The sequence below is a fragment of the Roseibium album genome (assembly GCF_965233825.1).
GTDB classification, from domain to species: Bacteria; Pseudomonadota; Alphaproteobacteria; order Rhizobiales; family Stappiaceae; genus Roseibium; species Roseibium album.
The window spans coordinates 4029807-4056274 of record NZ_OZ247583.1; the positions used below are offsets into that span (position 1 = coordinate 4029807).

23 protein-coding genes are annotated in these 26468 nt (G+C 56.8%); 8 read left to right on the forward strand and 15 right to left on the reverse strand.

Annotated features, from left to right (window positions below):
• Positions 1 to 135 precede the first annotated feature (135 nt).
• The 11 genes from ACO6TI_RS18400 to ruvX form a co-directional block, all read right to left on the reverse strand.
• Positions 136 to 882, reverse strand: a complete 747-nt coding sequence (locus ACO6TI_RS18400) for an NUDIX hydrolase (RefSeq protein ID WP_055118484.1) — start codon at positions 880 to 882, stop codon at positions 136 to 138.
• Positions 879 to 1349: a DUF983 domain-containing protein gene (locus tag ACO6TI_RS18405; RefSeq protein WP_286132826.1), complete on the reverse strand. Its 471-nt coding sequence runs from the start codon at positions 1347 to 1349 to the stop codon at positions 879 to 881. The genes ACO6TI_RS18400 and ACO6TI_RS18405 overlap by 4 nt, the downstream gene beginning before the upstream one ends.
• Entirely contained in the window at positions 1346 to 3664 is a 2319-nt protein-coding gene (rnr, locus tag ACO6TI_RS18410; protein WP_422383043.1) for a ribonuclease R, read from the reverse strand. Before rnr ends, ACO6TI_RS18405 begins: the two co-directional genes overlap by 4 nt.
• Positions 3661 to 6366 (reverse strand): type I DNA topoisomerase, encoded by a 2706-nt coding sequence (topA, locus tag ACO6TI_RS18415; RefSeq protein ID WP_422383044.1) that lies wholly within the window; start codon positions 6364 to 6366, stop codon positions 3661 to 3663. Before topA ends, rnr begins: the two co-directional genes overlap by 4 nt.
• Positions 6367 to 6706: 340 nt before the next feature.
• Positions 6707 to 7846 carry a DNA-processing protein DprA gene (gene dprA, locus ACO6TI_RS18420; protein WP_196998653.1) on the reverse strand — a complete coding sequence of 380 codons (1140 nt, stop codon included), beginning with the start codon at positions 7844 to 7846 and terminating at the stop codon, positions 6707 to 6709.
• Complete coding sequence (plsY, locus tag ACO6TI_RS18425; protein ID WP_055118476.1) at positions 7843 to 8508, reverse strand: glycerol-3-phosphate 1-O-acyltransferase PlsY; 666 nt, start codon at positions 8506 to 8508, stop codon at positions 7843 to 7845. Before plsY ends, dprA begins: the two co-directional genes overlap by 4 nt.
• A gap of 161 nt (positions 8509 to 8669) precedes the next feature.
• On the reverse strand, positions 8670 to 9449 hold the full coding sequence (locus ACO6TI_RS18430; protein WP_158705574.1) for a DUF3108 domain-containing protein: 780 nt from the start codon (positions 9447 to 9449) through the stop codon (positions 8670 to 8672).
• Between the two features lie 132 nt (positions 9450 to 9581).
• On the reverse strand, positions 9582 to 10883 hold the full coding sequence (locus ACO6TI_RS18435; protein WP_422383045.1) for a dihydroorotase: 1302 nt from the start codon (positions 10881 to 10883) through the stop codon (positions 9582 to 9584).
• 12 nt (positions 10884 to 10895) lie between these two features.
• Entirely contained in the window at positions 10896 to 11852 is a 957-nt protein-coding gene (locus ACO6TI_RS18440; protein ID WP_055119017.1) for an aspartate carbamoyltransferase catalytic subunit, read from the reverse strand.
• A 124-nt stretch (positions 11853 to 11976) separates the two neighbouring features.
• A complete protein-coding gene (locus tag ACO6TI_RS18445; RefSeq protein ID WP_422383046.1) occupies positions 11977 to 12903 on the reverse strand; it encodes an AEC family transporter in 927 nt (308 codons plus the stop codon).
• A 91-nt stretch (positions 12904 to 12994) separates the two neighbouring features.
• Positions 12995 to 13477: a Holliday junction resolvase RuvX gene (gene ruvX, locus ACO6TI_RS18450; protein WP_055118471.1), complete on the reverse strand. Its 483-nt coding sequence runs from the start codon at positions 13475 to 13477 to the stop codon at positions 12995 to 12997.
• Positions 13478 to 13619: 142 nt separating this feature from the next.
• Between ruvX and ACO6TI_RS18455 the strand changes: the two genes are divergently transcribed.
• From ACO6TI_RS18455 to ACO6TI_RS18465, 3 genes are all read left to right on the forward strand, one after another.
• Positions 13620 to 14324 carry a metal-dependent hydrolase gene (locus ACO6TI_RS18455; protein WP_422383047.1) on the forward strand — a complete coding sequence of 235 codons (705 nt, stop codon included), beginning with the start codon at positions 13620 to 13622 and terminating at the stop codon, positions 14322 to 14324.
• A gap of 26 nt (positions 14325 to 14350) precedes the next feature.
• The gene (locus tag ACO6TI_RS18460; RefSeq protein ID WP_422383048.1) at positions 14351 to 14905 is read left to right on the forward strand and encodes a cupin domain-containing protein; all 555 of its coding nucleotides are present in this window, start codon (positions 14351 to 14353) and stop codon (positions 14903 to 14905) included.
• Between the two features lie 187 nt (positions 14906 to 15092).
• Positions 15093 to 15998, forward strand: coding sequence for a class I SAM-dependent methyltransferase (locus ACO6TI_RS18465; RefSeq protein WP_159100577.1), 906 nt, complete (start codon positions 15093 to 15095; stop codon positions 15996 to 15998).
• 256 nt (positions 15999 to 16254) lie between these two features.
• On the opposite strand, the gene ACO6TI_RS18470 is transcribed toward ACO6TI_RS18465, so the two are convergent.
• The 3 genes from ACO6TI_RS18470 to ACO6TI_RS18480 form a co-directional block, all read right to left on the reverse strand.
• Entirely contained in the window at positions 16255 to 17451 is a 1197-nt protein-coding gene (locus tag ACO6TI_RS18470) for a lytic murein transglycosylase (RefSeq protein WP_108872623.1), read from the reverse strand.
• Between the two features lie 135 nt (positions 17452 to 17586).
• Complete coding sequence (locus ACO6TI_RS18475; protein ID WP_196879419.1) at positions 17587 to 18084, reverse strand: hypothetical protein; 498 nt, start codon at positions 18082 to 18084, stop codon at positions 17587 to 17589.
• Positions 18085 to 18211: 127 nt separating this feature from the next.
• The gene (locus tag ACO6TI_RS18480) at positions 18212 to 19411 is read right to left on the reverse strand and encodes an SH3 domain-containing protein (RefSeq protein WP_196998656.1); all 1200 of its coding nucleotides are present in this window, start codon (positions 19409 to 19411) and stop codon (positions 18212 to 18214) included.
• 289 nt (positions 19412 to 19700) lie between these two features.
• On the opposite strand from ACO6TI_RS18480, the gene ACO6TI_RS18485 reads away from it, so the two are divergent.
• The 3 genes from ACO6TI_RS18485 to ACO6TI_RS18495 all read left to right on the forward strand — a co-directional run bounded on the left by ACO6TI_RS18485 (position 19701) and on the right by ACO6TI_RS18495 (position 22802).
• Positions 19701 to 20879 carry an ABC transporter substrate-binding protein gene (locus tag ACO6TI_RS18485; RefSeq protein WP_082442854.1) on the forward strand — a complete coding sequence of 393 codons (1179 nt, stop codon included), beginning with the start codon at positions 19701 to 19703 and terminating at the stop codon, positions 20877 to 20879.
• A gap of 103 nt (positions 20880 to 20982) precedes the next feature.
• On the forward strand, positions 20983 to 21582 hold the full coding sequence (locus tag ACO6TI_RS18490) for a TetR/AcrR family transcriptional regulator (protein ID WP_104704291.1): 600 nt from the start codon (positions 20983 to 20985) through the stop codon (positions 21580 to 21582).
• Between the two features lie 116 nt (positions 21583 to 21698).
• A complete protein-coding gene (locus ACO6TI_RS18495; protein WP_422383049.1) occupies positions 21699 to 22802 on the forward strand; it encodes an alkene reductase in 1104 nt (367 codons plus the stop codon).
• Between the two features lie 95 nt (positions 22803 to 22897).
• Here ACO6TI_RS18495 and ACO6TI_RS18500 read toward each other — a convergent pair whose 3' ends face one another.
• A complete protein-coding gene (locus ACO6TI_RS18500; protein ID WP_196879416.1) occupies positions 22898 to 23302 on the reverse strand; it encodes a DUF4345 family protein in 405 nt (134 codons plus the stop codon).
• Between the two features lie 134 nt (positions 23303 to 23436).
• On the opposite strand from ACO6TI_RS18500, the gene ACO6TI_RS18505 reads away from it, so the two are divergent.
• A complete protein-coding gene (locus ACO6TI_RS18505) occupies positions 23437 to 24405 on the forward strand; it encodes an AraC family transcriptional regulator (RefSeq protein WP_350185100.1) in 969 nt (322 codons plus the stop codon).
• A gap of 212 nt (positions 24406 to 24617) precedes the next feature.
• Positions 24618 to 26462: a dihydroxy-acid dehydratase gene (ilvD, locus tag ACO6TI_RS18510; protein ID WP_055118457.1), complete on the forward strand. Its 1845-nt coding sequence runs from the start codon at positions 24618 to 24620 to the stop codon at positions 26460 to 26462.
• The last annotated feature ends 6 nt before the right edge of the window (positions 26463 to 26468 follow it).

Here is a 26468-nt window from a genome sequence, read left to right on the forward strand (position 1 = left end):
GCTGGCGGTGAATCTGCCCCAATGTCTGAAATCAGCGCGCAAACTACTCATCGGAGCGTGAAAGTCAAGCGCTTGCTTGGCGTCGAGCCAATAAATGCCCTTTGCGAAAAGGATGTTCCGTGAGGCATAGCCCCATTAGATCACTTCGCGCACGAAAGAACCCTTCCTGAAAAAATAGTAGGGGATTTCTGTCGCTGGCGAAAGATCGGGATCCCTGGACAATCTCTCTTCGAGATCTGCAAGGATCTTTGTCGTAATCAGGGGCAGTTCCTTCTCCCGTGCCTCATCAAGGGTGAGCCAGGCACAGTCCTCTAGTTCACCTGAAGGTCCGGTTCCTTCCGGTAGCTGATCCGCGATGGCATCTGACCAGACCGCAAGAAAACGCGTATCGAAGCGTCGTGGACGTTGCGGCGGGGTAATTGCTCTTGCCACCATGCGCAATCCACCAAGGTCGGGCTGAATGCCGCGTTCCTTGAAAGCTTCGAAACCCGTTCCCAGGCGCAACTCGCTTCCCGGGGTTTTGCGGCCGACAAAGAGCCCGGCTTCTTCATATGTTTCCCTGATGGCTGCCAATGCGAACGCACGAACCCGGGCGACCGACTTGCCGTTCTTCAGGCCCTTCGAAAGCCTTGCCTCCACGTCGGGATGATAGGGGATCACGTTGGCTATGCGCGAATCGGAAGGATCGACCCGCCCACCCGGGAAAACAAATTTTCCGGGCATGAAGGTGTGGCGCATGTGACGTCGCCCCATCAGCAGTCTTACGGTTCCACCGGAATCACGATCCAGAACGAGCAGTGTCGCCGCGTCTTTTGGTCGGATGTAGGGGTAGTCTCCTGCCTTTTCATCCTTCGCCAGCTGCTTTTCGAATGAACCGCTCATGAGATCCTTTCGGAAGGTGAAGGCGCAAGCGGGAAGTCGTCCTCGGCGTCCGGGTCAAACCCGTGCATGTAAAGCGCCCACTGGAGGCCGACCAGAGCGCCTTTGACGGGGCGCATGAGCCCCAGCGACAGAATGATCGTCAAGGGGAGCCAGATCGACATGTGGATCCAGATCGCGGGGCGCCATAACACCTCCACGATCAGCAGCGCCGGAATGATGATGTGTCCGACAATCGTGATCGTAAAATAGGGCGGCGCATCATCCGCGCGATGATGATGAAACTCCTCACCGCACTCTGAACAGGCATGACGGACTGTCAGAAAGCCATCGAAGATTTTCCCTCGACCGCAATTCATGCATTTGTTGATCGCGCCACGAAACATGGCCGGCATAACGGGACGGCGCGGTTTTTCGGCGTAGATTTCCGGAATGTCCACGTCGTCTTTCAAGTCGTAGCGAACCGTCACTTGGACCTCCTTCGGCTCGTATTTCGCGTGGAGGTCTTGGAGCGGCCACCCTTGGGAGGTCCGCGACGGACTTTCGGTGCGGTCTTGCGGATTTTCTTGCCGGCAATGCGTCCGTGACTGAGCAGCTCGAATGTCAGGGCACCTGCAAACGGCGCTGCTTCCACCAGTTTGACTTCCACCTGATCGCCAAGTTGGTAGGTCTCACCGGTTTTGTCACCTATCAATGCGTGCGACCCTTCGTCGTACCTGTAGTAGTCGAGGCCGATGGTTGACGCGGGAACGAATCCGTCCGCTCCGGTATCCTGCAAACGGATGAACATTCCGGACTTGACGACACCCGCGATGCGACCCTGGAAAGTCGCGCCGATCTGATCGCTCATCCAGAGCGCAATCAGCCGGTCGATCGTATCCCTCTCGGCCAGCATGGCCCGGCGCTCTGCAGCCGAGATTTCCGCTCCGATCGCTTCGAGTTTGCTTTCAATGCCTTCCGGCAAGCCGTCCTTTCCCAGCCCGAGCGCCGATATGAGACCTCTGTGGACGATCAGGTCGGCATAGCGGCGGATGGGTGAGGTGAAATGTGCGTAGCGACGCAGGTTAAGTCCGAAATGTCCGATATTCTGTGGCGCGTATTCCGCCTGTGCCTGGCTGCGCAAAACAACTTCGTTCACGAGATTTGCTTGCGGGCTGTCCTTGACCTTGGCCAGTATTCCGTTGAATACCGAAGGACGCAGCCCGCCGGATGAAGGCAGTTTCATGTTGAGAGTGGAAAGAAAATCCTTGAGGCTTTCCAGCTTTTCGGGCGTCGACGCGTCGTGCACGCGGTAGAGAAGAGGGCTCTTCTTTTTCTCCAGCGTTTCTGCAGCCGCCACATTGGCCTGGATCATGAATTCTTCGATCAGCTTGTGGGCATCCAGCCGCTCAGGCACGAAGACATGATCAACGGTGCCATCGTCCTTCAACTTGATCTTTCGTTCCGGCAGGTCCAGCTCAAGAGGCTCTCGGGCGTCGCGACCCTTCTTGACAACCGCATATGCATCCCAGATCGGCTGAAGCACTCCTTCCAGGAGTGTTCCGGTTTTGTCATCGGGCAATCCGTCGATCGCTTTTTGCGCCTGATGATAGGAGAGTTTGGCCGCCGAGCGCATCAGCACGCGATGAAAGGTATGGCTGATCTTGCGACCAGTCTTGTCGAAGACCATGCGAACTCCGAGCGCCGGTTTGTCCTCCAACTCCCGCAGCGAGCAGAGTTGATTGGAAATGCGCTCCGGCAGCATCGGAATGACACGGTCCGGGAAATAGACCGAATTTCCGCGGATATTGGCTTCCCGGTCCATCGGCGAACCCGGCGTCACGTAGTAGGCAACATCTGCAATGGCCACATAAACGATTTGGCCGCCATGGTTTTCCGGACTGACATCCGGTTCCGCAAAAACCGCGTCGTCGTGATCCTTCGCATCCGGCGGGTCGATTGTAATCAGCGGTATCCGGCGCCAGTCCTCTCGCTTGCCGAGCGTTTCAACCGGCTTTGCCTCCTCGGCCTGGGCTTCGACCGCAGCTGGAAACACGTGCGGAATGCCATGAGACTGAAGGGCAATTTCCGAAACCGCCTTTTCGGAATTCATCGATCCGAATCGTTCAATTATTGAGGCGCGCGGATTCCCGAATCGACCGGAACGCGTCACCTGAACACTGACAAGGTCGCCATCATCGGCTTCCTTCAGGTCTGAAGGGTCTACATCGAGTTCACGCTGTTTTCGGTCGATAGGTTCCAGGTAGGGCAGGCGGTCGCCGTCACGCTTGCGGAAGATGCCGAGGACGGCCCCTTGTTTCTTTTCAAGGACCTTGATGACGCGCGCAATATGGCTGGCCTCAGGACCGGCCTCAGCTTCGGTCAAACGTATCAGGGCCCGGTCGCCGACACCCGGCTGCGTCGCCTTTGTCTTGCCGGTCAGCACCAGGATCCTGGGTGGATCCCCGGCGTCCTCGTCCCAGTCGACTGGCACGCCCAACAGGTCGCCGTCGCTGTCGCGCCCGATCAGGTTCGCCACGAATACCGGAGGCAAGTCGCCTGGCCTGATCATGCGTTTGTTTCGTTTTTCGATCAGCCCCTCTTCGGAGAGATCTTTCAGCATCTTTTTCAAATGGATGCGAGCGCCGCCGATAATTCCGAAATGGCGGGCGATTTCGCGTTTGCCTGCCCGGCCCGGATTATCAGCGACAAATGCGAGAATGTCTTCGCGGGAGGGCGTTTCGCCTGGAACCTTGGCGTGTTTTCTTTTGGTGTGCTTGCGTGTGTTAATGCGTTTCGCGCTCAAGACGCATCATCCCACGGCACTTCATCCGACGATGCATCGACAGCCACTTCCTTTGTGGATTTGGCGCTCGTCTTTTTCGCCGCCGCCTTCCCGGCAGTCTGTTTGGATTCACCATTCGCCGTCTTGGTCTTCTTCGTGCTGGACTTCTTGGCGGCGGACTTTTTCTTTGCGCCGCCCTTTGCCGCCTTTGCGGCAACCAGTTCGAGCGCCTGTTCCAGGGTGATGGCCTTCGGATCCGTGTCCTTTGGCAAGGTCGCATTGATCTTGCCGTGTTTCACGTAAGGACCGTAGCGTCCGTCAAAAACATTCACAGGCCCGCCTTCGTCAGGGTGTTCCCCGAGTTCCTTCAGCGGCGTGGCTGCAGCGCCACGGCGTCCTCCACCCTTTGCGCGTTTTTCAGCCAGCGCATCCACGGCACGGTTGATACCGACCGAAAAGACTTCATCGGGTGTCGTCAAATTGGCATAGGTTCCCTCGTGCAGCACAAAGGGACCATAGCGACCGATCCCGGCGGAAATCATCTTGCCGTCTTCAGGGTGCAATCCGACTTCACGCGGCAGCGACAGCAGTTGAAGCGCCTTGTCCAGGTCCATGTCCGGCGCCGACCAGCCCTTGGGCAGCGAGGCTCTTTTGGGTTTAGCCTCTTCGCCGAGCTGAACATAGGGGCCGAAGCGCCCTTTCCTCAGAGAGACATCCAGTCCGCTTTCCGGGTCGACGCCAAGAACCTTGGGACCTTCGTCGGCGTCACCATCCTCGCCATTGGGTTTTCCGAGTTGGCGGGTGAAGCCGCACTCCGGATAGTTGGAACAGCCGATGAATGCGCCCCAGCGGCTGACTTTCAATGAAAGCTGACCCGTGTCGCAAGTCGGGCATTTGCGCGGGTCCGTACCGTCTTCCTTCGGAGGAAAGATGTGCGGACCGAGCAATTCGTTGAGGGCATCGATCACTTCGGAAACGCGGAGGTCCTTGATCTCGTCGACAGCACCCGAAAAGTTCGTCCAGAAATCGCGCAGGACATCCTGCCAGGAAAGTTCCCCGGCAGATATCTTGTCGAGTTTCTCTTCCAGGCTTGCAGTGAAATCGAATTCGACATAGCGCTGGAAGAAACTCTCAAGAAACGCGGTGACGATACGACCCTTGTCCTGCGGCACCAGCTGTTTCTTCTCCAGCTCGACATAGTCGCGGTCGCGCAGGGTCTGCAGGGTGGACGCATAAGTGGAAGGACGACCGATGCCGAGTTCTTCCATCTTTTTCACCAGGCTCGCTTCCGTGTAGCGGGGCGGGGGTGTCGTGAAATGCTGCGACGCCTCGATCGCATCCGACTTGCCATCAACGGATGTCGCGGTCAGCGCCGCGCCGTCGTCGACAGCCGGGAGCCGCCGGGAGTTCTCGTCTTCTTCGTCGTCGCGCCCTTCCTGGTAGAGCGCCAGAAAACCGTCAAACCGCACAACGGAACCGGTTGCGCGGAGATTGGCGTTCTTGCCTGCTCCTTTTGCAAGGATTTCGATCGTGGTGCGTTCCAGGACGGCAGATTCCATCTGCGATGCCATCGTCCGCTTCCAGATCAGCTCGTAGAGTTTCGCCTGGTCGGGATCCAGGAACCTGGCCACGTCTTTCGGGCGCCGCGAGAGATCTGTGGGCCTGATTGCCTCGTGTGCTTCCTGAGCGTTTTTCGCCTTTGTAGAGTAAACACGCGGTTTTTCAGGCACATAGTTTGCGCCGAAGTCCTGACTGATCACGCTCCGGGCAGCCGCGATGGCTTCGCCGGCGATCTGCACACCGTCGGTACGCATATAGGTGATGAGGCCGGAGGTCTCGCCACCGATGGAAATGCCTTCGTAAAGTTTCTGGGCAACCTGCATCGTGCGGGAAGCTGCAAAGCCGAGTTTACGGGACGCTTCCTGTTGCAGCGTGGAGGTCGTGAAAGGAGCTGCGGGATTGCGCCTGGCCGGTTTCGAGGCAACGCTGTCGACGGCAAAGCTGGCGCTTTCCAGCATCGACTTTATGGTCGAGGCTTCAGCCTCGTTGTTGATGTCATGGCGGCCGATTTTCCGCCCGTCAAAACCGGTAAGTCCGGCTTGGAAAATATCTCCGGCCGGTGTCTTCATGTTGGCGAAGATCGACCAGTATTCCTGCGCTCTGAAGACTTCGATTTCCATCTCGCGGTCGCAAATCAGGCGCAGCGCGACCGACTGGACCCGGCCTGCGGATCGCGCACCTGGCAATTTGCGCCACAACACGGGAGACAGGGTAAAACCAACGAGATAATCGAGTGCGCGGCGGGCGAGATAGGCGTCTACCAGCGGTGTATCCAGCTGGCGCGGGTTGTCCATCGCTTCAAGGATCGCTTTTTTCGTGATCGCGTTGAACACAACGCGTTCGACTTGCTTGTCCTTCAGCACGCGTTTTTTCTGCAGCACCTCCAGAACGTGCCAGGAAATTGCCTCTCCCTCGCGGTCAGGGTCGGTCGCCAGAATAAGACGATCGGCTTCCTTGACCGCATTTGCAATTTCCGTCAGCCGTTTCTGGGATTTGCTGTCCACTTGCCAACTCATGGCAAAATTGTCGTCTGGCTGCACCGAGCCGTCTTTTGGAGGCAGGTCTCGCACGTGACCATAAGAGGCCAGGACCGTATAGTCGGTGCCAAGATATTTGTTGATCGTCTTGGCTTTCGCCGGCGATTCCACAATGACGACGTTCATTCTTACCCAAATTTTTTTGCCGGAAACGGAGCCCCCGCCCGGTGGAGAAGGAGAATTAAGGTGCGCAGACGATCACGGATCGCGCGCCGACTGTCAAATGGACCTTTGCGCGTCCGGGGTCAAGTGACCTCTTGCTTGGCATAGTTTTCCACGGTTGAATCGGCATGTTGAAAAGCTACGAGGCGCGAAAAAGTCATAGTGCGCAGAATTGGTTGAAACGCACATGCCCACGTAACCCGGCTGAGGCAAGACTGCTTCCCAAATTTCTTCGAAAATCGTCTGTGATTGGTGTGACAGTTCCAGGTTCTGTCGACGACGGTGGACCGTCCGGTTTCTTTTTCTATCCCATCACCAGCGAAACCTTTTGCCCGGCATGCCGTTCAAGACGGCCGGCGAGTTCCAGTTCCAGCAGGATGACGTTGACCAACCTGGTGTCGCCTTCGACAAAGCGGATGAGTTCATCGATTTCTATCGGGCTCGGGCCCAGGGCTGCGGTAATTTTCGACCGCAACCTGTCGTCTGGTTCACTCCGCAAGACGGGTTTTTCACCTGCTGGATCCAGAACGCCCTGGAACAACGGCAAGGCAGGGTCGCCGCGATTTCCAAGGTCCTCAAGGACGTCTTCAGCCGACCGGGCCAGGATGGCACCTTGCCTGATGAGACCGTTTGCACCTTCAGAGCGTGGATCCAGCGGAGATCCCGGAACTGCATAAATGTCCCTGTTCTGCTCAAGCGCATAGCGGGCGGTGTGAAGTGACCCTGACTTTTTTGCCGCTTCAATCACCACGACACCAAGAGAAACACCCGAGATCAACCTGTTGCGCCGGGGAAAGTCCCGCCCGCGAGGCTTCCAGCCGAACGGCATTTCGCTGACAGCCGCACCACCGGTCTCGATGAGGGCCGCAAGGAGCCGTTCGTGTTCCGGGGGATAAAGTACATTGAGCCCACCGGCAAAGACCGCCAATGTACCCGTCTGCAGAGCCGCTTCATGCGCGGCGGCATCTATCCCGCGCGCCAGGCCGGAGGCAATCGCAAATCCGTGCGTTCCCAGATCGCGAGCAAAACTGCCGGCAAGCTTGCGGCCGGAAAGCGAAGCATTGCGCGCACCGACAATGGCGATCATTCGCGGAGTTGACGTGACGGCTCCACCTTTTACCGACAGCAGCGGCGGCGGGCCATCAATGTGCTTCAGGTGAGGAGGATAGTCAGCTTCTCCCAGGGCAACAAGCCGCGCCCCGAAATGACGATGTGCCTCCAGCTCGTCGGCGGCATCGTCTTCTGAACAAAGCCTGTAACTCCTTTTGCCGCCACGCCTTGAAAGTTCGGGCAGCAACTCAAGTGCCTTCTCGGCGGAACCGGTATGGTTCAGGAGGTCGCGGAAAGTCGCCGGGCCGATATTTTCCGAGCGTATCAGGCGCAGCCATGCAAGACGCTGACTTTCGGAAAGACAACGGGTTTTATTTGACGTTGCGCCGCTCATGCGCCTCCGTTGCCGGTATTTGTTTCCGGCGCAGGGGACGAACCCGATTTGGCTCCGATCCGGCTTTCTTCGCCGCGCAGGAGCCGGCCGATATTTTCATGATGCTTGGCCCAGAGCAGGACGGTCATGAGCAACGCCATTTCCGCCAACTGAAAACGATTGAAAACCAGATAGAGGATCACCGGTGTTGCAAGGCTGGCCGACAGGGCGGAAAGAGAAGAATAGCGAAACAGGACCGCCATTCCGATCCAGATCGCAACAAAGATCAGTCCCGCAGGCCAGAAAAGCCCGAGCATGATGCCGATATAGGTGGCAACACCCTTGCCACCCCTGAACTTGAGCCAGATCGGGAACAGGTGTCCGAGGAACGCGCCAAATCCTGCTACGAGAGCCATTTCCTGCCCGTAGAAACTGCTCACGATCAGGACGGCTGCGGTGCCCTTCAACGCATCGCCCAGAAGAGTCGCGGCTGCCAGGGGCTTGTTCCCGGTACGCAGGACGTTGGTCGTCCCGATATTGCCGGACCCGATATTGCGGATATCTCCAAGGCCCGCCAGTCGTGTAAGGATCAGGCCGAACGGGATGGATCCCAGCAGATAGCCGAAGGCGAGAGCTCCGAGATAATAGGGCCAGGCGAATTCCCAGCTGATCGGATCTGGCACGCGGACTATCTCCCTTATCGCGCAATCGGTTGTTGAAGCGGCACTGTAACGATATGGCGTTCCGGATCAAGTCCGGAACCGGCTGTCGTGACTTGCCTGGCAACTCTGTTCTATCGCCACGCAAAAATGGGCCGCGTTGGACAAAAGCGGGAATAAACCGGTCATTTTGACAGTTTGTATTTTTCGGCCTGGACAACCAGTGGTCCGAATGGCGCCGTAATGCTCGCCCTCAGTGGAACGAGGAAAGGTTTGTTGCCGACGGGAGCCAGCCAGACTTCCATTGATTTGTTTTTGGCGAGTTGTTGAATGGTTTTCCGTTTGGGTCTGTGACCGGCTACCGGTTCATATCGGGCTCTGCATACCAGTACATCCCCTTTGAAACGACCATCTGACGTTCTGGCTTGCCGTTTTGTCTTGTAGCTCAGGTGAACGTTATAGCGTTCCTTGCCGTCAAAAAGTTCCAGCGACCGGTTGCAGCTTTCTTTTGACAGACCATTGGGCGCGGGGAAGACGGCGGCGGTCAACGGATCCAGTACGTTTTTCAGGTGTGCGGCAGTCACCTTGATGCGCTGGTTCATCTTGTCTTGTGGCGGATTGACGGCAACTTTGCTGACGGCCCCTTTTCGCATCTGCATGGAAATCGAGCCGTTCTCGTCTTCGCTGATGACATTGAGCGCGAAACTTTCGGGTTCAAGTTCACCTTTGCTGATCCCGCCGCGCACGTTGACGGAGCCTTTGCCATCTGAAACGAGTTTACCGAAGGCTGCTGTTCCTCCGCTGGCATCGATAGAGTACGAGGTGTCATTGAAATCCACCGAAAGGACACCCGAACCGATCGGAAGGCCGACCGCGAACAGTTTGTACTTCATGTAGAGATCAGCGGCTGTGGCCTGACCGGCTGTCAGGGTTAGGGCAAACAGGGACAGGTATATCGGGCGCATCGACAGATCCATTCATAGTGTTCGCTCGCGTCAATTATCTGGGCGAATTTGACGCGAATGGGGTGGCCGGATCCAACACCATCCAGCCTGAATGCAATCTGAATGCATCGTATGCCTGAAATTCAGGACCTTCTAGGAATAGGTGTAGGCTGTTCTGCCCGCGACTACGGTCTGCACGACCCGACCGGAAAAGCGCGCATCCTCAAAAGGAGAGTTCTTGGACCTTGACCTGATTGTGCTCTTTTCCAGAACCCAGGGTCTTTCGAGGTCGAAAACCGTCACATCGGCAGGTGCACCCTTGCTCAGGCGGCCGGTTTCGAGACCCAACCGGTCAGCCGGTCCGCTGGTCATTGTGCCGAGCAGCGTAACAAGGTCGACCTGTTCGGAATGGTAAAGCCTCAGCGCCGCGGCCAGAAGTGTTTCGAGGCCGATCGCGCCGTCTTCGGCCTCTGCCCAGGGGTGCCTCTTGGTTTCGACGTCCTGCGGGTCGTGGTTGGAACAGATAATGTCGATGGTCCCGTCCGCGACAGCGGCAATCATGGCCTGGCGATCGTCCTCGTCGCGCAGGGGAGGCGACATTTTGAAAAAGGTCCGATAGGCGCCGATATCATTTTCGTTGTGTGTAAGATGATTGATCGACACGCCTGCGGTAATATCCAGGCCGCGTTTCTTTCCTGTTCGGACGACTTCGGTGCTGTCGGATGTCGAAATCAGGTTCGAGTGATATTTTCCTTTCGACATGGCGACAAGGCGAAGATCGCGTTCAAGCATGATGATTTCGGCTTCGCGCGGAACACCTGAAAGCCCCTTCCAGCTCGCATTGAGGCCGGAATTCATGACGCCGCCCGCAAGGTCCGGATCTTCCGTGTGGTGAATGACGAGCGCATCGAAGTCGCGCGCATAGGTCATCATCCGGCGCATCATCTGGGCGTTCTTGACCGACTTGTGTCCGTTGGTGAAGGCGACGGCTCCAGCTTCCTTCAGAAGTCCGATTTCCGTCATCTCGTTACCCTCAAGCCCTTTTGTCAGGGCGGCCAGAGGATGCACATTGACAATCGCCGTATCCCGGGCCCGGCGCAAAATGAAATCGACCAGGGCCGGATCGTCGATCACGGGGTCTGTGTCGGGCATTGTGCAGATCGTTGTCACGCCGCCGGCCGCTGCAGCCTGAGAGGCACTGGCGAGTGTTTCGCGATGCTCTGCCCCTGGTTCGCCGACGGAAACACACATGTCGATCAACCCCGGACAGGCGATCGCGCCCTTGCAATCGACGATTTCGGCACCGTAGGGCGCTCCCTGGTTCGCCGCTTCGGGGCCGGCTGCCAGAATTGTGCCGTCCGCGATGATGATAGAGCCGGGGGCGTCCAGCTCGCGTGCCGGGTCGATCACCCTGGCATTGGAAAGAACCAGAGGTCTTGGGGTATCGAGTGCCACGATGAAGTTCCTCTAGTTGTTCGGCAGGTTGGCGGCAAGCGCCTCGAGCACGGCCATGCGCACGGCAACGCCCATTTCGACCTGTTCGCGGATCAGGCTCTGAGGTCCGTCGGCGATGGAAGCATCTATTTCCACCCCCCGGTTCATCGGTCCCGGATGCATGACAAGGGCGTCGTCCCTTGCAAACGCCAGTTTTTCGGCGTCGAGGCCAAAGTAGCGGTAGTATTCGCGAACCGAAGGGACAAACGCACCGTTCATGCGTTCGCGCTGAAGCCGCAGCATCATGACGATGTCGGCGCCCTTCAAGCCTTCCCGCATGTCGCTGAAAACCTCGACCCCCATCTTGGCGATGCCGGATGGCAAGAGCGTCGTCGGGGCAACGACCCGAACTCTCGCCCCGAGCGCATTCAGGAGAATGATGTTGGAGCGTGCGACACGCGAATGCGCAATGTCTCCGCAGATTGCGACCGTCAGCCGGGCGATCTTGCCCTTGTGTCGCCGTATCGTCAGGGCGTCCAGGAGTGCCTGGGTCGGGTGCTCGTGCGGACCGTCTCCTGCGTTGACAACAGAACAGCCAACTTTGCGGGCAAGCAGGTGGACGGCGCCGGCCGCGTGATGCCTTACCACCAGCAGATCGGGATGCATGGCGTTGAGCGTCGCTGCCGTATCGATCAGCGTCTCACCCTTTTTGACCGAGGACTGGGACACGGCCATGTTCATGACATCCGCACCAAGCCGTTTGCCGGCCAGTTCAAATGAACTCTGGGTGCGCGTGGAATTCTCGAAAAAGAGATTTATCTGGGTCCGGCCCTGCAGAACATGCTTTCGCTTGTTCACCTGCCGGGAAACCTCGACGGCTTCTTCGGCTCGGTCCAATAGTCCCAATATTTCGTGGGGATGAAGTCCCTCTATGCCCAGCAAATGACGATGGGGGAAGGGGCTGTCTCGATGGATATCTGTCGCGGTCATCGAGACCATCCCTATAGGTGGAATCGTGGACATGCACAAGATCAGATTTCATCTCGTACCCGATGTCCACATGATCGCCAAATATTTGAACAAATGGACAAAATACCGATGTCCTGTTGAGGACCTAGGTAAAGACGAGGAGAGCCAGGGGAATGGTGACCGTGGCCGAGAGCGTTTGCAACGTGACGATTTCCGCCATCAGTTTTGCGTCGCCGCCCATTTGCCGTGCAAGCAGATAGGAGTTGCTGGCACAGGGAACCGAGCTTGCGATGATCACGACGGCAAGGGCCGTCCCTTCTATTCCGAACAGCGTCGCAAAACCGAAGGCTATGAGAGGCATGAAGACAGGCCTCAGAAAGGTTCCGAGCGCGAGCGCGGGACCCGGTTTGCGCAGCGATCCCAGGTCCAGTCCGGCCCCGACACAGATGATGCCGATTGGCAGGGCGGCACGCGCAAAGATTTCCAGCGTGTCGGAGAAGACCAATGGCAGGGAAAGGTCGCTGAAGTTGAAAACAACACCGGCGCCGATCGAAAGAATGAACGGATTTGTGTAGAGGTCCTTGAAGATCTTTGCACTGCTCGGTGCTGAACCGCTGGCAAAGCGTGACAGCACCACGATGCTCATGATGTTCACGACAGGAATCAGGAACACCATGGCGACCGCAAGCAATGCCAGCCCTGTTTCTCCGGCAAAATTGTTCGCAATGGCAAGCGCGATCATTGCATTCCAGCGAAGAGTGCCTTGAAAAATCGATGTGAAACGGACGGCCGCTATTCCGAGGGAGCGTTCAAGGATCGGGCGCATGATGAAAAGCAAGGTCGCCATGACAGCGATGGTGGCAAGAAGTGCGCCGCCCATGTCGAAAGTTGGAAAACTCGTGAAATCTGCTTGCGATATTGTTTGAAACAGAACGGCGGGGAACAGTACGAGATAGGCGAGCCTTTCGACACCGCGCCATTGCTCATCCGTGATCAGCCCGGTTTTTGCGATCAGATACCCTGAGGCAATGACAAGGATGACCGGGAGGAGAGCGGCGACTGTCGCGGACATGGCTTGCTTTCGCGGTTGACGGAACCCGGACATGCCGAATGGCGTCGGAGAGAAGGTGAGGGAATGATGGGTGACCGTAAGAGGTTGGTGATCAGTCTGAACTCATGAACCCGAGCCGGTCCAGAAAACCCTGCAAAATGTAGGCAGCGGCCATCTTGTCGACGACTTCGGCACGTTTTGCTCGGCTGGAATCTGCCTCAAGCAACGTGCGTGTCACGGCAGCTGTTGAAAGACGTTCGTCCCAATAGGTGATCGGCAGCTCTGTCTTCTGGGAAAGGTTCCGCGCAAAGGCTCGGGTTGCCTGGGCACGTGGCCCTTCGGTGCCATCCATGTTCAGTGGCAGACCGAGCACAATTCCGCCCACCTCCTGCTCAGCGCAAACTGCCAGTAACCGCTCCGCATCAATAGTGAATTTCTTGCGTCGGATTGTTTCCATCGGGGAAGCAATGCCGCGTCCGAGATCGGAAAGCGCAAGGCCGATGGTCTTGGTGCCCAGATCAAGTCCGATCAGGCGAGTGTTCGCAGTCAGCTCTGCCAGAAAGTTCTCTAGTGAAAGTGCGGGGTCGTTTGCCATGGCCGGGCTTTATCAGGGCGGCTCCGAAAAGACCAGTTTGAACTCTCCGCGATCGAGACTTTGTGCAACCAACCTGTTCTTGCGCAATTCGGGGCAAGGTCTATTCTCCAATCATGTCACTGTGTTCTCTCAGGAGATTCTCATGAAGCTCACCTGGTACGGCCATTCTGCGTTCAAGATTGAATTTGACGACACATCCATTCTGATCGACCCGTTTTTGACCGGAAACCCGTCCTTTCCAGAGGAGCTCTCGGTGGATCAGGTGTCAGACGGCGTCACGCATGTCGTGCTTACTCACGGGCACGACGATCACATCGGTGACGCAGTGGAAATTCTGAAGAAAAGCGGGGCTCAACTCACCTCGAATTTCGAAATCTGCATGTGGGCCAACCGTCAGGGCGTCAACAATATCAGCCCCATGAATTCCGGAGGCATGGTTGATGCCGGACCGTTCAAGATTGCGCTGACAAAAGCTGAACATTCCTCTTCGAAACAAGGGGACGGCGAAGCCGTTTATCTGGGCAATCCGCATGGGGTCATCATCGAAGTTCCCGGTCGCAAGGTGATTTATCACATGGGCGATACCGATATCTTCTCGGATATGGCCTTGATAAACGAGATCTACCGGCCGAAGATCGGGATCGTTCCGGTGGGAGATCGATTCACGATGGGCGGCAAAGTTGCAGCCATGGCCTGTACCCGCTTCTTCGATTTCGACACGATCGTACCGTGCCACTACGGGACGTTTCCGATCATAGACGAAACCGCCGATGCCTTTGTCACCGCCATGGGAGCCGAGGCGAGCAGGGTGAATGCCATGAGACCGGGCGCGAATATCGAAATTTAGGAAAGACAGTGAGCGGTGAGGCCAAGATGAATTTCAGACTGTTTCCAATCGGCCTATTTCTGGCCGCGTGTCTTGCAACGGCTTCTGCGACAGCTGCCGACAAGTCTATCACACCCAACGGCAAACCTGCGCCTTCTCAGCCGCTTGCCAAACCGGGCTCGCAGGCAGCCGAGCCGAACGGATCTGCGACAACGGACAACGAGTCTTACGACAAGGTGAGACAGGTCTATGCAGGCGATTTGACGGTAGCGGGTGAAAAGGTCGTGTTTCCCGAAGGAAATCAGTCGGTGAAAGCCCTTGAGATTACGATGGAGCCCGGCGAAATCACCGGCTGGCACAAGCATGGAGCTCCGCTGTTTGCCTATATGCTGGAAGGTGAAATCACCGTGACCTATGACGGCATCGGCAAGAAACTGTACCGCCAGGGAGAAGGCTTGCTGGAAGCCATGAATGTTACGCACCGGGGTGAAAACACGGGGGATGGGCCAGCCAGGATCCTCGCCGTTTTTCTGCTCGGTGACAATTCGCACGCTGTCGTTGCCGAAGAACCGCCGGGTTCCGATCAGCAAAAGATCCAATGACTGTTTCGGATGCCCGTTTGCCTTTCCAAAGAATTGCAGCCGGTGACATGAAATGTTTCTAATCTTCTTTTGCCCAACATGAACAAAGTTTCACGGGAATTTCCGGTCGGCGATCATATCTAACCTTCAAGGCGCTGGCAGAGGGAATTTGACTTGGTATGGCCAGCTGATTTCGGAGGGCCTTCTCGTGCATTTGGTAAAGTCGGACAACCTCATCGACCGCGGCCTGCGGGCTGCGGAATACAACATCTTCGAGCAGAACAGGATATGGGCTCGCTATTCGAACGAGAAGCCTGATGTCGCGGCAAGCCTGATGAGAACTATCCGGGCTCTTCATTCGAGAATGACGGATGACCGCGAGCTTTCGGCATTGTCCGTCGGAGCGGGCAACGAACCGCAATTCAGGATTCTGCAGTCGGCTTTTCAACGCGGTCTCTGGCTTTACGACATAGACGGAGCTGCACTTGCGACGATCCGGGAGCGGCAGGTGCGCCAGGCACTGGAAACGGTACGTCTGGTGCAGGGTGACTACAGGCGTGATTTTCAGGACAGTTCCGTTGCCCGGCAATCACTCGAAACGATCTTCGATGGACAAAGGCAGGATCTCATCACGCTTCACCATTGCCTTTATTATTCGAAGGCCAGCGAGTGGCCTTGCCTGGTTAGGGCTCTTTACGATCAAGTGCTGACGCCAACCGGCGCAATTCACATGGTCATGATGTCGGCGAGAGAAACGGCTCCCTTTACGACGACATGGCTCTACAATCATTTTGCCGGCGAGTATTTCGGGTCTTCAACGGATCAGGATTTGCCCGGCCTTCGACACGAACTGAGCCACAACAAGGGTCTGATTGACTGCGAGTTTGTCTCGGAAACACACAAGGTCCAGTTCTGGGTCGATGATTTCGATCTCTTCATGTCCGTCGTCTGGATGATACTTCTTTATCCGCAAGGGCATGACTATTCCCTGGACCAGAAGATCGAGATTACGGAGTTTATCATCGAACACTTCTGGTTGCCGCAACGCCCGTTGGTGCAAACGCAGGACTACGTCACGCTGCACAAGTCTGGTTCCGACAGGGCGCCGTCATAGGATCGGGGAGCCGGTCTGAATACGGCGGCAGTCTCGTCATTTGAAGTCCAGCCGGACTACGCGGATATGGATGTACACTGCAAGGACCGGTAAAACTGGTCCCGTTGAACCGCCGATGCGCCTGAAGCGCATCGACGCAAGGGTACTGCCCCAAACGGTTCCCGGTAAACAGAACACCGGATCTGAAGATCGAAACCTGGTGTACATTGCTTACAGTTGCTGTTGAAGCCGGCCTCCTTTGTCGGCGTTTGATCCGTCAGAGTCGGTTCAACAGGGCAGGGGTTGGCCAGGCATCGGCCGGCATTCCGAGTTTTTGCTGTACGTCCTGAACCGCCGCTCTTGTGCCTGCACCGAGGATGCCGTCGATCTTGCCGACGTCATACCCCTTGTTCCGAAGCTTCGTCTGGAGTTGCTTCATCTGGGCATCGTTGAGGCCCGGGTCCGGATTACCGGCATCGTAGCGGGGAGCACCGGCAAGGCGTGTGGCGAAATAGGCCGCCGATGTCGTGTAGATGAATGACTGGTTCCATTCCAGGTAAATGTTGTAGTTCGGATAGGCAAGGAAGGCCGGGCCCTTGCGTCCCTGTGGAAGCAGCAGCGAGGCGGGCAGATTTGAGGATATCGCACCCCAGCGCGGCTGCACACCTAGCGCCGCCCACTGGGCGCCTGTTTTGGTCTTGCCGAGTCCTGATTCCGCCCAATTGAGGTTTTGTGGAACGGCCACCTCCTGCAGCCAGGGTTCTCCCCGGCGCCAACCAAGATGGTTGATGAAGGCACCTGCCGTCAGGATCGCGTCCGCCGCGCTTTGCTTGAGGCGAACATGACCGTCGCCGTCTCCATCCTTCCCGAACTTGATGATGTCTTCCGGCAACATCTGAACCATGCCGATTTCGCCGGCCCATGCGCCCGTTGTGCGCTGCGGGTCGAGATCGCTGTTCTGGACCATTTCGATTGCCGCAATCAGCTGGGGGCGAAACAGTTCCGGCCGGCGGCAGTCATGCGCAAGTGTCGCCAGCGCGTTGACGGTATTGAAATCACCCTGCACGGCGCCGAAATCGGTCTCCAGGGCCCAGAAGGCGGTGATGACAGGTGCTGGTACGCCATACTCATTTTCCGTACGCTGGAAAATGCTGGCGTATTTTTTCATGTTGGCAGCGCCGTTTTTCAAGCGGTAGTTGGAGATTACCCGCTTGGAAAAGTCCAGGAAGGTCATCTTGAAGACGCCCTGCGCCCTGTCACGGGACAGCACCTTGCGGTCGATCCGGGCTCCTGAAAGTGTCCGGTCGGCCGCATTTGCGGACAAACCCTTTGCCACGGCTTCCTGTTTTACGCCGGCAAGAAATTGCCCGAAATCGCCACCGCATTGCTGGGCAGAAGCGGCACCTGTCAAAAGGCAAAGACCTGCTAGAAAGCCGGAAACGGATTTAAGCGTGAAATGCGCGCGGCGTGTCATGAAAAGTCCTGTCGTTCCTGTGTGTGGCCAGTGAAGGAGCGGGCCTGAAAATCGGCCATAGTTGACTGTGCTTCGCCAGCAAGGTCAACAGGAACGGCTGACTAAGGTCGGTTCATCCACGATGACCATTGATGCTCAGCGGCAGCTTCCGAAATCCGACCCGACAATGATGCCGCCTTCCGGCGTCCTCTTCAAAGGCGCATTGACACGGGCCGACGAGCGGCAATTTGAGGAAGGGGAATTCTGAATGCCTGCTGCGGGGTATCCGGGCGTGGAATGAAAGGGTGCCACGTTCGCTCCGGACGTTTGCTGTTCGCACATCTGATAGGCCATGTCGTAGAGCGCCTGCCAGCCGCCAGGAAGCGACCCCATGTTGTTCAACACTCCGAGTGCCCCGCCGGCGCGCGCGCCGCGCCGGGCTCCGGACTGTCCGGCCCAAGCACCGCCGACGACGGCCCCGGCCATGCCGCCCGAAACCGTGTCCCCCACAACATCACCGCTTCCGACATAGGAATTTGCGTAGTCGGTCGCATAGACGACACAATCGGTGCCACCGGCCTGCGCGGTCGTTGGCGAAATCACCCCCAGCACGAGAAAAAGGACACTGGATAAAATGGCCGGTCGTTGAAACATGGTCGGTCTCCGGGACATCCCTCAGCAGGAGCAATGGCGAGCAAGCCGTCTTCTCATGTGCCGATGTGGATTGTCGGCCATTGCATATTGCTGACGCCAAACCTACTGGAGCGGACTTAACAAGCTTCTACCGAACTGGTTCAAATTCGTCCCGGGAGGCTGGCCGTGCCAGAAATTTCTGGCCGACAAAGCCTGTCTTTCCCTGATAAGTGACACCGCACCACCAGGCTCCGCAGTCCTGGAAGCTGACATGCGTATCTTCCGGGATCACCGCGATGATTTTGCCGTTCTTGTCTTCCGTCGAACGCATGTTGACAGAGGCCAGTGTTCGTCCCGTGTTCGAGTAAGAGACGTTGGTTTGCTCAGCTCCCGATCGCACCGGCAATCGTGATGCATTCTCATCAACTGCATTTTGTGAAGCGGAAACAACAGGTTCGATCGCTGCACTTTCCCGGGTCTCCGCTGAAGAGGCCAAGGGGGATGGGACGGGCGTCACGGTTGCGTTGCTGGCCAGGAGAGGATAGCCGGTCCGAAGAGACGGTTCTTCTGCATTTGCGGCATCAATACGCCGGTCACTTTGGTCTGTTGCGCGGGGCGGTGAAGAAGTCGAATTCGTCGCCGTTCTTTTTGAAACCCTTGCAAGCGTGACGGGATCCGGCGTGCTTGAACCGCCAACTGCAAAGGCTTTTTGAATTCTGTCCTTGGCCTTTGCTATTTGAGCTGGCGTGGCGGACGGCCATCCACTGGAGCTCCGATTTTCTTCCCCGGAAACGAGGGTTCCTGATGTTTCTGAAGAGGGTGTATCAAGAGAGGGATTTGCCAAAATCAGCTCTGTTTCCACCGGTCGCGCAACGTTTTTTTCTGCATTCAGCATTTCGGGCAGTCCGAGTGCGAGCGCAGCTCCCCCGGCAAAACCGATAACCAGAGTGCTGGCCAGCAGAAACCTGAAGCTGGGTCCACCAGAGTTTTTTGCGGGGTTTTTGGAGCGGTTATCCGTCACCTGGATCGGGGTGCTTTTGGGCAATTCGCGGATGCTTCGGTTTTGAAGAACATTCGGCATTTCGAACGTGTCCTCTTCCCCGTCCTCGATCATTCTGGGTCTCTTGATATCGGAGGCGTGTTTGTCTTTTGCATCTGTGTGCAGCCGAAGTATTTTCGCAGCGAGTTCGCCTGGATCGATACTCTGGAGCGTATCTCGAAACTCATCGTTCGACTGTGAGCCGCTGACCGAGCGCGGGTCACAGGTCTCCGCTTGCTCTGGAGTTTGATCCTCGTTGCGGCCCGTTCTGGTATCGCAAGTGTTGGCAGGCGCGGATACTGAATACATTTGGCCCTCCTGATATCGCGGTTCGGGCGCGCGCTGGGCGGTCACCTATTCCTGATTATCGTTTTATTAATCTTCGTTAATGCGACCGCACACAGGCCGGATTGCGGCGACTATGGGGAATTTCTCGTGAATTATGACAGGGTTGTGATTTTGCCGTGCCTCACGCCGTGGACGTTTGCAAATGCCTAACCAGTTCTTGCGATGCTGAGATTCGATACGGGCAAATGAATGGCTGGTACGCGAAGCCATATTTGCCGGCGTGGCCGCGGGACGATCGGACAAAAAAGAAATGATACGTGGGATCTTGGTAAAAACTGCCGGTGTTCTGGCCGCAATCGGCCTCATGGGCGACGCTGCTTTGGCGCAGGAAGAAAAGCAGCTCCGGATCGGTTTCATGGCAACCTTGTCGGGACCGGCCGCCATTTACGGCGAACACATGCGTGACGGCTTCATGCTTGCGGTCAATCAGTCCAACGGAGCGCTTGGCGGCCTGCCGACAAATGTCCTCGTCGTCGACGACAAGCTCGACGCGGACTATGCAGTCGAGCAGGTCACGAAGCTGATCGACAAAAACGGCATTGATCTTCTCGTTGGCGTAAATTTTTCAAAGGTAATGCTGGCCGTCCACGATCCCGTCGTAAGATCCAGAACCTTGTTTATCGGAACAGGATCCGGTCCAGCGCCGATTGCCGGCCGCGATTGCAATCGCTACTTCTTTTCCACCGCGTCGCAGGACGATCAGGTTCATGAGACCATGGGTCGCTATGCCAGCCTCAAGGGATACCAGCAGGTTGTGACCATTGCCCCGGATTATGAGGCCGCCCGCGACGCGATCGCGGCTTTCCGCCGACATTTCAAGGGTCAGATAGCCCGGGAAATCTTTCCCAAGCTGGGACAAACCGATTTTTCGGCCGAATTTGACCAGATCGCGGGAATTGAACCGGACGCAATATACGCATTCATGCCTGGAGGGATGGGAGTGGAACTGGTCAGGCAGTTTCAGACATCGGGAATAAAGGGCATCATTCCCTTTCTGTCGTCCCAGACCGTGAACGGGGTGACATTGCCACATTCAAAGGAGACGGGAGAGGGGCTGTTTTCGGCATCTCACTGGGCACCAAACCTCGACAATCCGGCCAACAAACGGTTCGTTCGCGAATTCGGCCGTGCGTACGACTACGCTCCCTCCGTCTATGCCGCGCAAGGGTATGATGCAGCAAAGCTGATTCACTTTGCGCTTGAGTTGACTGGCGGCGTGAAGGATCAGGAAGCAATGCTTTCAGCCATTCACGCAGCCCCTTTCGAAAGTGTTCGCGGAGATTTCCGCTTCAATTCCAACCAGTTTCCGATCCAGGACTTCTATCTGGTGGAAGGCGTCAGGCGCACCAGCAGGCTCTATGAGATGGAAGCGATTGCCCGCGTTTTCGATGACGTTGGGGATGCGTTTTCTGGCTCGTGCCGCATGTGACCTGAAAGGGGAGTTGTATTCCCACCACCTTTTTGAAACGGTCAGTCCACAAATTGGTTTCGAGGGTCTTGCATTCCGGACTGTACGGTCCATATCATGGTGCATGACGAAAACGAGCGCTCAGTCCCCGACATCGAAAAGCCGCCCGGCCGGACCGGGACGGCCGCGTAATTTTGACGAGGCGACTGCTCTGGAACAAGCATTGTTCGTCTTCTGGAAAAAAGGCTACGAGGCCACTTCGCTGGAAGATCTCACAAAGGCGATGGGCTTGAGCAGGTCGAGTTTTTATGCAGCCTTCGACAGCAAGCAGGCCCTTTTTCTGAGGGCCTTGGAGCATTACTCGCGCAACGGGCTTCGCAACTTGAAAGATGTGGCGGAGACGTCTGACGGAAATCCCGTGGAAGCAATGATGCAGGCTCTCTCCGACCCGCAGGGCGGGTCGAAAGGCTGCATGCTGGTTAACTGCATAACGGAGCTGGCACCGCATGACGCAGAAGTTGCCGAAATCGGCCGCCGGCATCTCGAGAAGATCGAGGAGATTTTCGCGCAGGTTCTTGACCCCGCCAATCCGGATGCCGTTCGCGACAGGGCGCGCGCCTATTCATCACTTGCGATCGGAACGCTTGCGCTTCGAAAGGCTGGATTTTCGGCAGATCGCATAGCCGATACCCTGAAACAAGCACAAACAATTCTTACTGCCTGACAAGAAATGTCCGGTGGAATGAGTGCAACACTGCCTGTGATCATGCAGGCTCATTTATGGACCGAATGTTCCATAAATAGATCTGGCAACTTAAACGACAGAAAAAGGAACCGATAATGTCTGATGCAAAACTGTTCGCACCCGCCAGGGCCGGGGCGATTGAGTTGAAAAATCGCATTGTCATGGCACCGCTGACACGCAATCGGGCGAGACCTGAAGACGATGCCCCGATCGAAATGCATGCTGAATATTACGGACAGCGCGCAGGTGCAGGGCTGATCATCACGGAAGCTTCGCAAATTTCGCCACAAGGAAAGGGATATGCCTGGACCCCGGGCATTCATTCGGGCGCACAGGTGGAAGGCTGGAAAAAAGTGATTGACGCCGTGCACGCAAAAGACGGCAAGATCGTCATCCAGCTCTGGCATGTCGGCCGGATTTCACACCCCGTATTGCAGCCTGGTGGAGCCGACCCCGTTGCTCCGTCGGCTATTGCAGCGAATTCAAAGACATTCGACGGAACACAGTTCGTTGACACTCCCAGCCCCCGCGCTCTGGAAACGCACGAAATTCCCGGAATTGTCGAAGACTACCGAAAGGCGGCTGAAAACGCCAAGGAGGCCGGCTTTGACGGGATTGAGGTGCATGCAGCGAATGGATATCTGATCGACCAGTTCCTGAGGGACGGGTCCAACAAACGGAGCGATCAGTATGGCGGTTCGATTGAAAACCGAACGCGCTTTTTGAAGGAAGTCATGGATGCGGTCGTCGCGGTCTGGGGTGCTGACAGGGTCGGCGTCCGTCTGAGCCCGTTCTCCAATGCCAATGATATCGCAGACAGCAACCCGCAGGAAACGTTCTCCCATGCCATCAGGCTTTTGAACGGGTATGGGCTTGCATATCTTCATCTGGTCGAAGGCCAGACGGGCGGGCCCCGGGACATACCTGAAGGCGGAGATCTTGCAGCGCTCTATGCGCTCTTTGAAGGGGCGAAGATGGGCAACAACGGCTATGACCGGGACTTGGCAATCAATGCCGTTCACTCGGGGGCAATCGATCTTGTCGCGTTTGGTCGCCCCTTTATTTCAAACCCGGACCTGGTCGACAGGCTTGCAAGTGCTTCACCGCTGAACGCATTGGATCCAGAGACCCTCTATGGCGGTGGAGAGAAGGGCTACACGGATTATCCGACATTGGCCGAAAGCTCCGTAGCAGCATAACAACAGTTGCCTCTTTCAGGCTGTCCGACATCCACCCCTCCAGGGCAGTCTGATAGATAGCCGGTACAGGTCCTCCACCTGTGCCGGCTTTCTTTTCATGCGAAATGCCCAGATAACTTCACCCGATCAGCATAGAGGACCGCACACCACGTGCCGAGGCAAACCTCGATGCCCATGGCAACAAGCAGGGATACGGGAGGCAGGCCGTCGAGCGGCAGGCTTATCAGCCGGCCGATGCCATAGGACAAGAGCAGCCCGGCGGATGCGAGCAGGGCAGGTCCCTCGAGTGCCTGCCTGAAGAGACCGCATAACGCGAGTACCCCTGCCAGCAGGATAAAAACACCCGGGGCCCGTATTTCGCTCATCATGGCGGCGGAAGGATCGAGCACGAGCCCGTTGAGCGCATAGAGTGACGCCGGGAAAAACGTGACCAGCGTGCCAACTGGCAAAAGGGTTAAGGCGGACAGTCCAAGCGCGATTTTTCTGTTTGGATTTGACATGAGAGATCTCCAAATAATTATTTGCACCTTCAATTTGTACGGGATGCTTCGGACTTTCTATGTCTTGATATCTAAAAAAACTTGCAGTTCATCCAGAAAACTGGATCCTGCATATTCGATTTGGGGAGGTATCCGTGACAGCAACTGATCAGTTGACACCGTCGTCACCAGCGACAATGGCAGATCCGCTTGGAGACGTTTTTCATCTGCTCAGACTGACCGGGACTTTTTATTGTGCTCCAGAGCTGAGGGAGCCCTGGGGCATTGATGTGCCCGATCTCGCGGAACGGATGGTTCTCGTTGCAGTTACGGAGGGGGCATGTGTGCTCTTTCTTGAGGACGAGACAGAGATCGAACTGAGGCCCGGTCAGTTGATACTTCTCCCTCACGGGCGGCCGGTGAAACTGAAAAGCTCAAGGGACGTGACCGCCACCCCACTTTTCGACATCCCCGCCAAACGGCATAGTCCGAATTACGAAACCATGATCTTTGGTGGCAGTGGTCGTCTCACGCGTATGATCTGCGGCGTATTGCGGGTTGATCATGCTGTGGCAAAAAGGTTGATCGATCTGCTGCCGTCCAAGATTTTCCTCGACACTTTCGATCAGGGCGCAAGCACCTGGCTTCACAGCACACTCCGGTATCTGGCAGAAGAAGCCGGAGACCCCAGGCCAGGGGGTGAGGTGGTGCTGACACGCCTGGCCGACATCTTGGTGGTCCAGGCGATCCGAAGCTGGCTTGAAAAATCGGATGGGCACGAGGCCGGATGGATCGGCGCTCTCCGGCATCCGAAACTCGGATGCGCTCTGCAGGCCTTTCACCGCGAGCCTCATATCACCTGGACGGTCGCAAGGCTCGCAAGGTGCGCCGGTATGTCGAGATCGGCCTTTTCTGCCAGGTTCAAGGAAATGACAGGAGAAGGGGCCATGCAATACGTGACGCGCTGGCGCATGCAGCTGGCCTGGACCGAATTTCAGGATGGAGAGATGTCACTTGGTCAGGTTGCAGCGCAGCTTGGCTACGATTCTGAAGCGGCCTTTTCACGGGCATTCAAACGAGTTACCGGGCACACACCCGGATCGGTGCGCCGGGTGTCGCGCTAGGCCCCCGGGAGTTACCAGGCGCGCCGGGCGTTTCAATTGGAAGCAACCGTACCGGAGCGTACTCTTTTTGTGTTTTCAGACCTTTCGTTCTGGTCAAAAACCTGTCAAACCCCATATCAAATCAAATTCGGGCGCGGGTTTTCTGCCGGTATCAGCAACCATATTCATGCTGATACGGCCGGATTGTCTGCAGACTTTGGGAGAGACGAGATATGCCCCCGTATCGTTCCAGAACTTCCACTCATGGCCGCAACATGGCTGGTGCGCGCGGCCTTTGGCGTGCGACAGGTATGAAGGACGATGATTTCGGCAAGCCGATCATCGCAATATCCAATTCCTTTACCCAGTTTGTGCCCGGACACGTTCACCTGAAGGACCTCGGCCAGCTTGTCGCGCGCGAAGTCGAAAAGGCTGGTGGGGTTGCCAAGGAATTCAACACGATCGCGGTGGATGATGGTATCGCCATGGGCCATGACGGCATGCTTTATTCGCTGCCGTCCCGCGAAGTGATTTCCGATGCGGTTGAATATATGGTCAACGGCCATTGCGCCGATGCCCTGGTGTGCATTTCCAACTGCGACAAGATCACGCCGGGCATGCTGAACGCGGCCATGCGGTTGAACATTCCTGTTGTGTTCGTCTCTGGCGGACCTATGGAGGCAGGCAAGGTTGTCCTGGAGAACGGTGTACAGAAATCCGTCGATCTGGTGGACGCCATGGTCGCAGCGGCAGATGACAGGATGTCCGATGCCGATGTCCTTGCCTTGGAGCAGAACGCGTGTCCGACCTGCGGTTCGTGTTCGGGGATGTTTACGGCGAACTCGATGAACTGTCTGACGGAAGCACTCGGCCTGGCGTTGCCCGGCAATGGCTCCACACTCGCAACCCATGCGGACCGCGAGCGGCTCTTTGTCGAAGCCGGTCACCTGATCGTCGATCTCGCCAAACGCTATTACGAGCAGGATGATGAAAGTGTTCTGCCGCGTAATATCGCGAATTTCAAGGCGTTCGAAAATGCCATGACCCTCGATATCTCGATGGGGGGGTCTACCAATACGATCCTGCATCTTCTGGCCGCATCCTATGAAGGGGAAATCGGCTTTACGATGGATGACATCGACCGGCTGTCGCGGCAGGTGCCTGTGCTTTGCAAGGTCGCCCCGGCGGTGGAAAATATCCATATGGAAGATGTTCACCGGGCCGGCGGCATCATGGCTATCCTTGGTGAACTGGATCGCGCCGGAAAACTGCATACCGACAATCCGACAGTTCACTCCTCAACGATGGGGGAAGCCCTTGCACGTTGGGATATCCGTCAGACCAATTCCGAAAGCGTGCACAATTTCTACAAGGCTGCCCCTGGCGGTGTGCCGACGCAGGTTGCCTTCAGTCAGAACCGGCGGTGGGACGAACTCGATCTTGACCGCCAAACGGGCGTCATTCGCGAAGGCGAGCATGCCTACAGCAATGACGGCGGCCTTGCGGTGTTGTACGGCAACATTGCCGAAGAAGGCTGTGTCGTAAAAACCGCAGGGGTTGACGATAGCATACTCAAGTTTACCGGTCCGGCGCGTATCTTTGAAAGTCAGGACAGTGCGGTTTCGGCGATTCTGACGAACAAGGTCAAATCCGGCGACGTTGTGCTGATCCGCTACGAGGGACCGCGTGGTGGGCCCGGCATGCAGGAAATGCTCTATCCGACCAGTTACCTGAAATCGAAGGGGCTGGGCAAGGAATGCGCACTGGTGACGGACGGGCGTTTTTCCGGTGGAACCTCTGGCCTTTCGATCGGCCACATGTCTCCGGAGGCAGCAGAAGGTGGCGCTGTCGGCCTGGTGGAAGAAGGCGACACAATCGTTATCGACATCCCGAACCGGGTCCTGAAAGTCGACATTTCCGATGACGAACTGGCACAACGCCGCGCCGCAATGGAAGCGAGGGGTGACAAGGCCTGGAAGCCGATCGAAACGCGCAAGCGCAAGGTCACCAAGGCATTGCGTGCTTACGCCAAGATGACGACAAGTGCGGCCAAGGGAGCGGTCAGGGAAGTGGACTGAGTCGCC

Coding starts and splice junctions, on each gene's coding strand:
- ACO6TI_RS18400 (WP_055118484.1), bottom strand. CDS start 882: ATGAGCGGTTCATTCGAAAAGCAGCTGGCGAAGGATGAAAAGGCAGGA.
- topA (WP_422383044.1), bottom strand. CDS start 6,366: ATGAACGTCGTCATTGTGGAATCGCCGGCGAAAGCCAAGACGATCAAC.
- dprA (WP_196998653.1), bottom strand. CDS start 7,846: ATGAGCGGCGCAACGTCAAATAAAACCCGTTGTCTTTCCGAAAGTCAG.
- ACO6TI_RS18430 (WP_158705574.1), bottom strand. CDS start 9,449: ATGCGCCCGATATACCTGTCCCTGTTTGCCCTAACCCTGACAGCCGGT.
- ACO6TI_RS18440 (WP_055119017.1), bottom strand. CDS start 11,852: ATGACCGCGACAGATATCCATCGAGACAGCCCCTTCCCCCATCGTCAT.
- ACO6TI_RS18445 (WP_422383046.1), bottom strand. CDS start 12,903: ATGTCCGCGACAGTCGCCGCTCTCCTCCCGGTCATCCTTGTCATTGCC.
- ruvX (WP_055118471.1), bottom strand. CDS start 13,477: ATGGCAAACGACCCCGCACTTTCACTAGAGAACTTTCTGGCAGAGCTG.
- ACO6TI_RS18455 (WP_422383047.1), top strand. CDS start 13,620: ATGAAGCTCACCTGGTACGGCCATTCTGCGTTCAAGATTGAATTTGAC.
- ACO6TI_RS18460 (WP_422383048.1), top strand. CDS start 14,351: ATGAATTTCAGACTGTTTCCAATCGGCCTATTTCTGGCCGCGTGTCTT.
- ACO6TI_RS18470 (WP_108872623.1), bottom strand. CDS start 17,451: ATGACACGCCGCGCGCATTTCACGCTTAAATCCGTTTCCGGCTTTCTA.
- ACO6TI_RS18475 (WP_196879419.1), bottom strand. CDS start 18,084: ATGTTTCAACGACCGGCCATTTTATCCAGTGTCCTTTTTCTCGTGCTG.
- ACO6TI_RS18480 (WP_196998656.1), bottom strand. CDS start 19,411: ATGTATTCAGTATCCGCGCCTGCCAACACTTGCGATACCAGAACGGGC.
- ACO6TI_RS18485 (WP_082442854.1), top strand. CDS start 19,701: ATGATACGTGGGATCTTGGTAAAAACTGCCGGTGTTCTGGCCGCAATC.
- ACO6TI_RS18490 (WP_104704291.1), top strand. CDS start 20,983: ATGACGAAAACGAGCGCTCAGTCCCCGACATCGAAAAGCCGCCCGGCC.
- ACO6TI_RS18495 (WP_422383049.1), top strand. CDS start 21,699: ATGTCTGATGCAAAACTGTTCGCACCCGCCAGGGCCGGGGCGATTGAG.
- ACO6TI_RS18500 (WP_196879416.1), bottom strand. CDS start 23,302: ATGTCAAATCCAAACAGAAAAATCGCGCTTGGACTGTCCGCCTTAACC.
- ilvD (WP_055118457.1), top strand. CDS start 24,618: ATGCCCCCGTATCGTTCCAGAACTTCCACTCATGGCCGCAACATGGCT.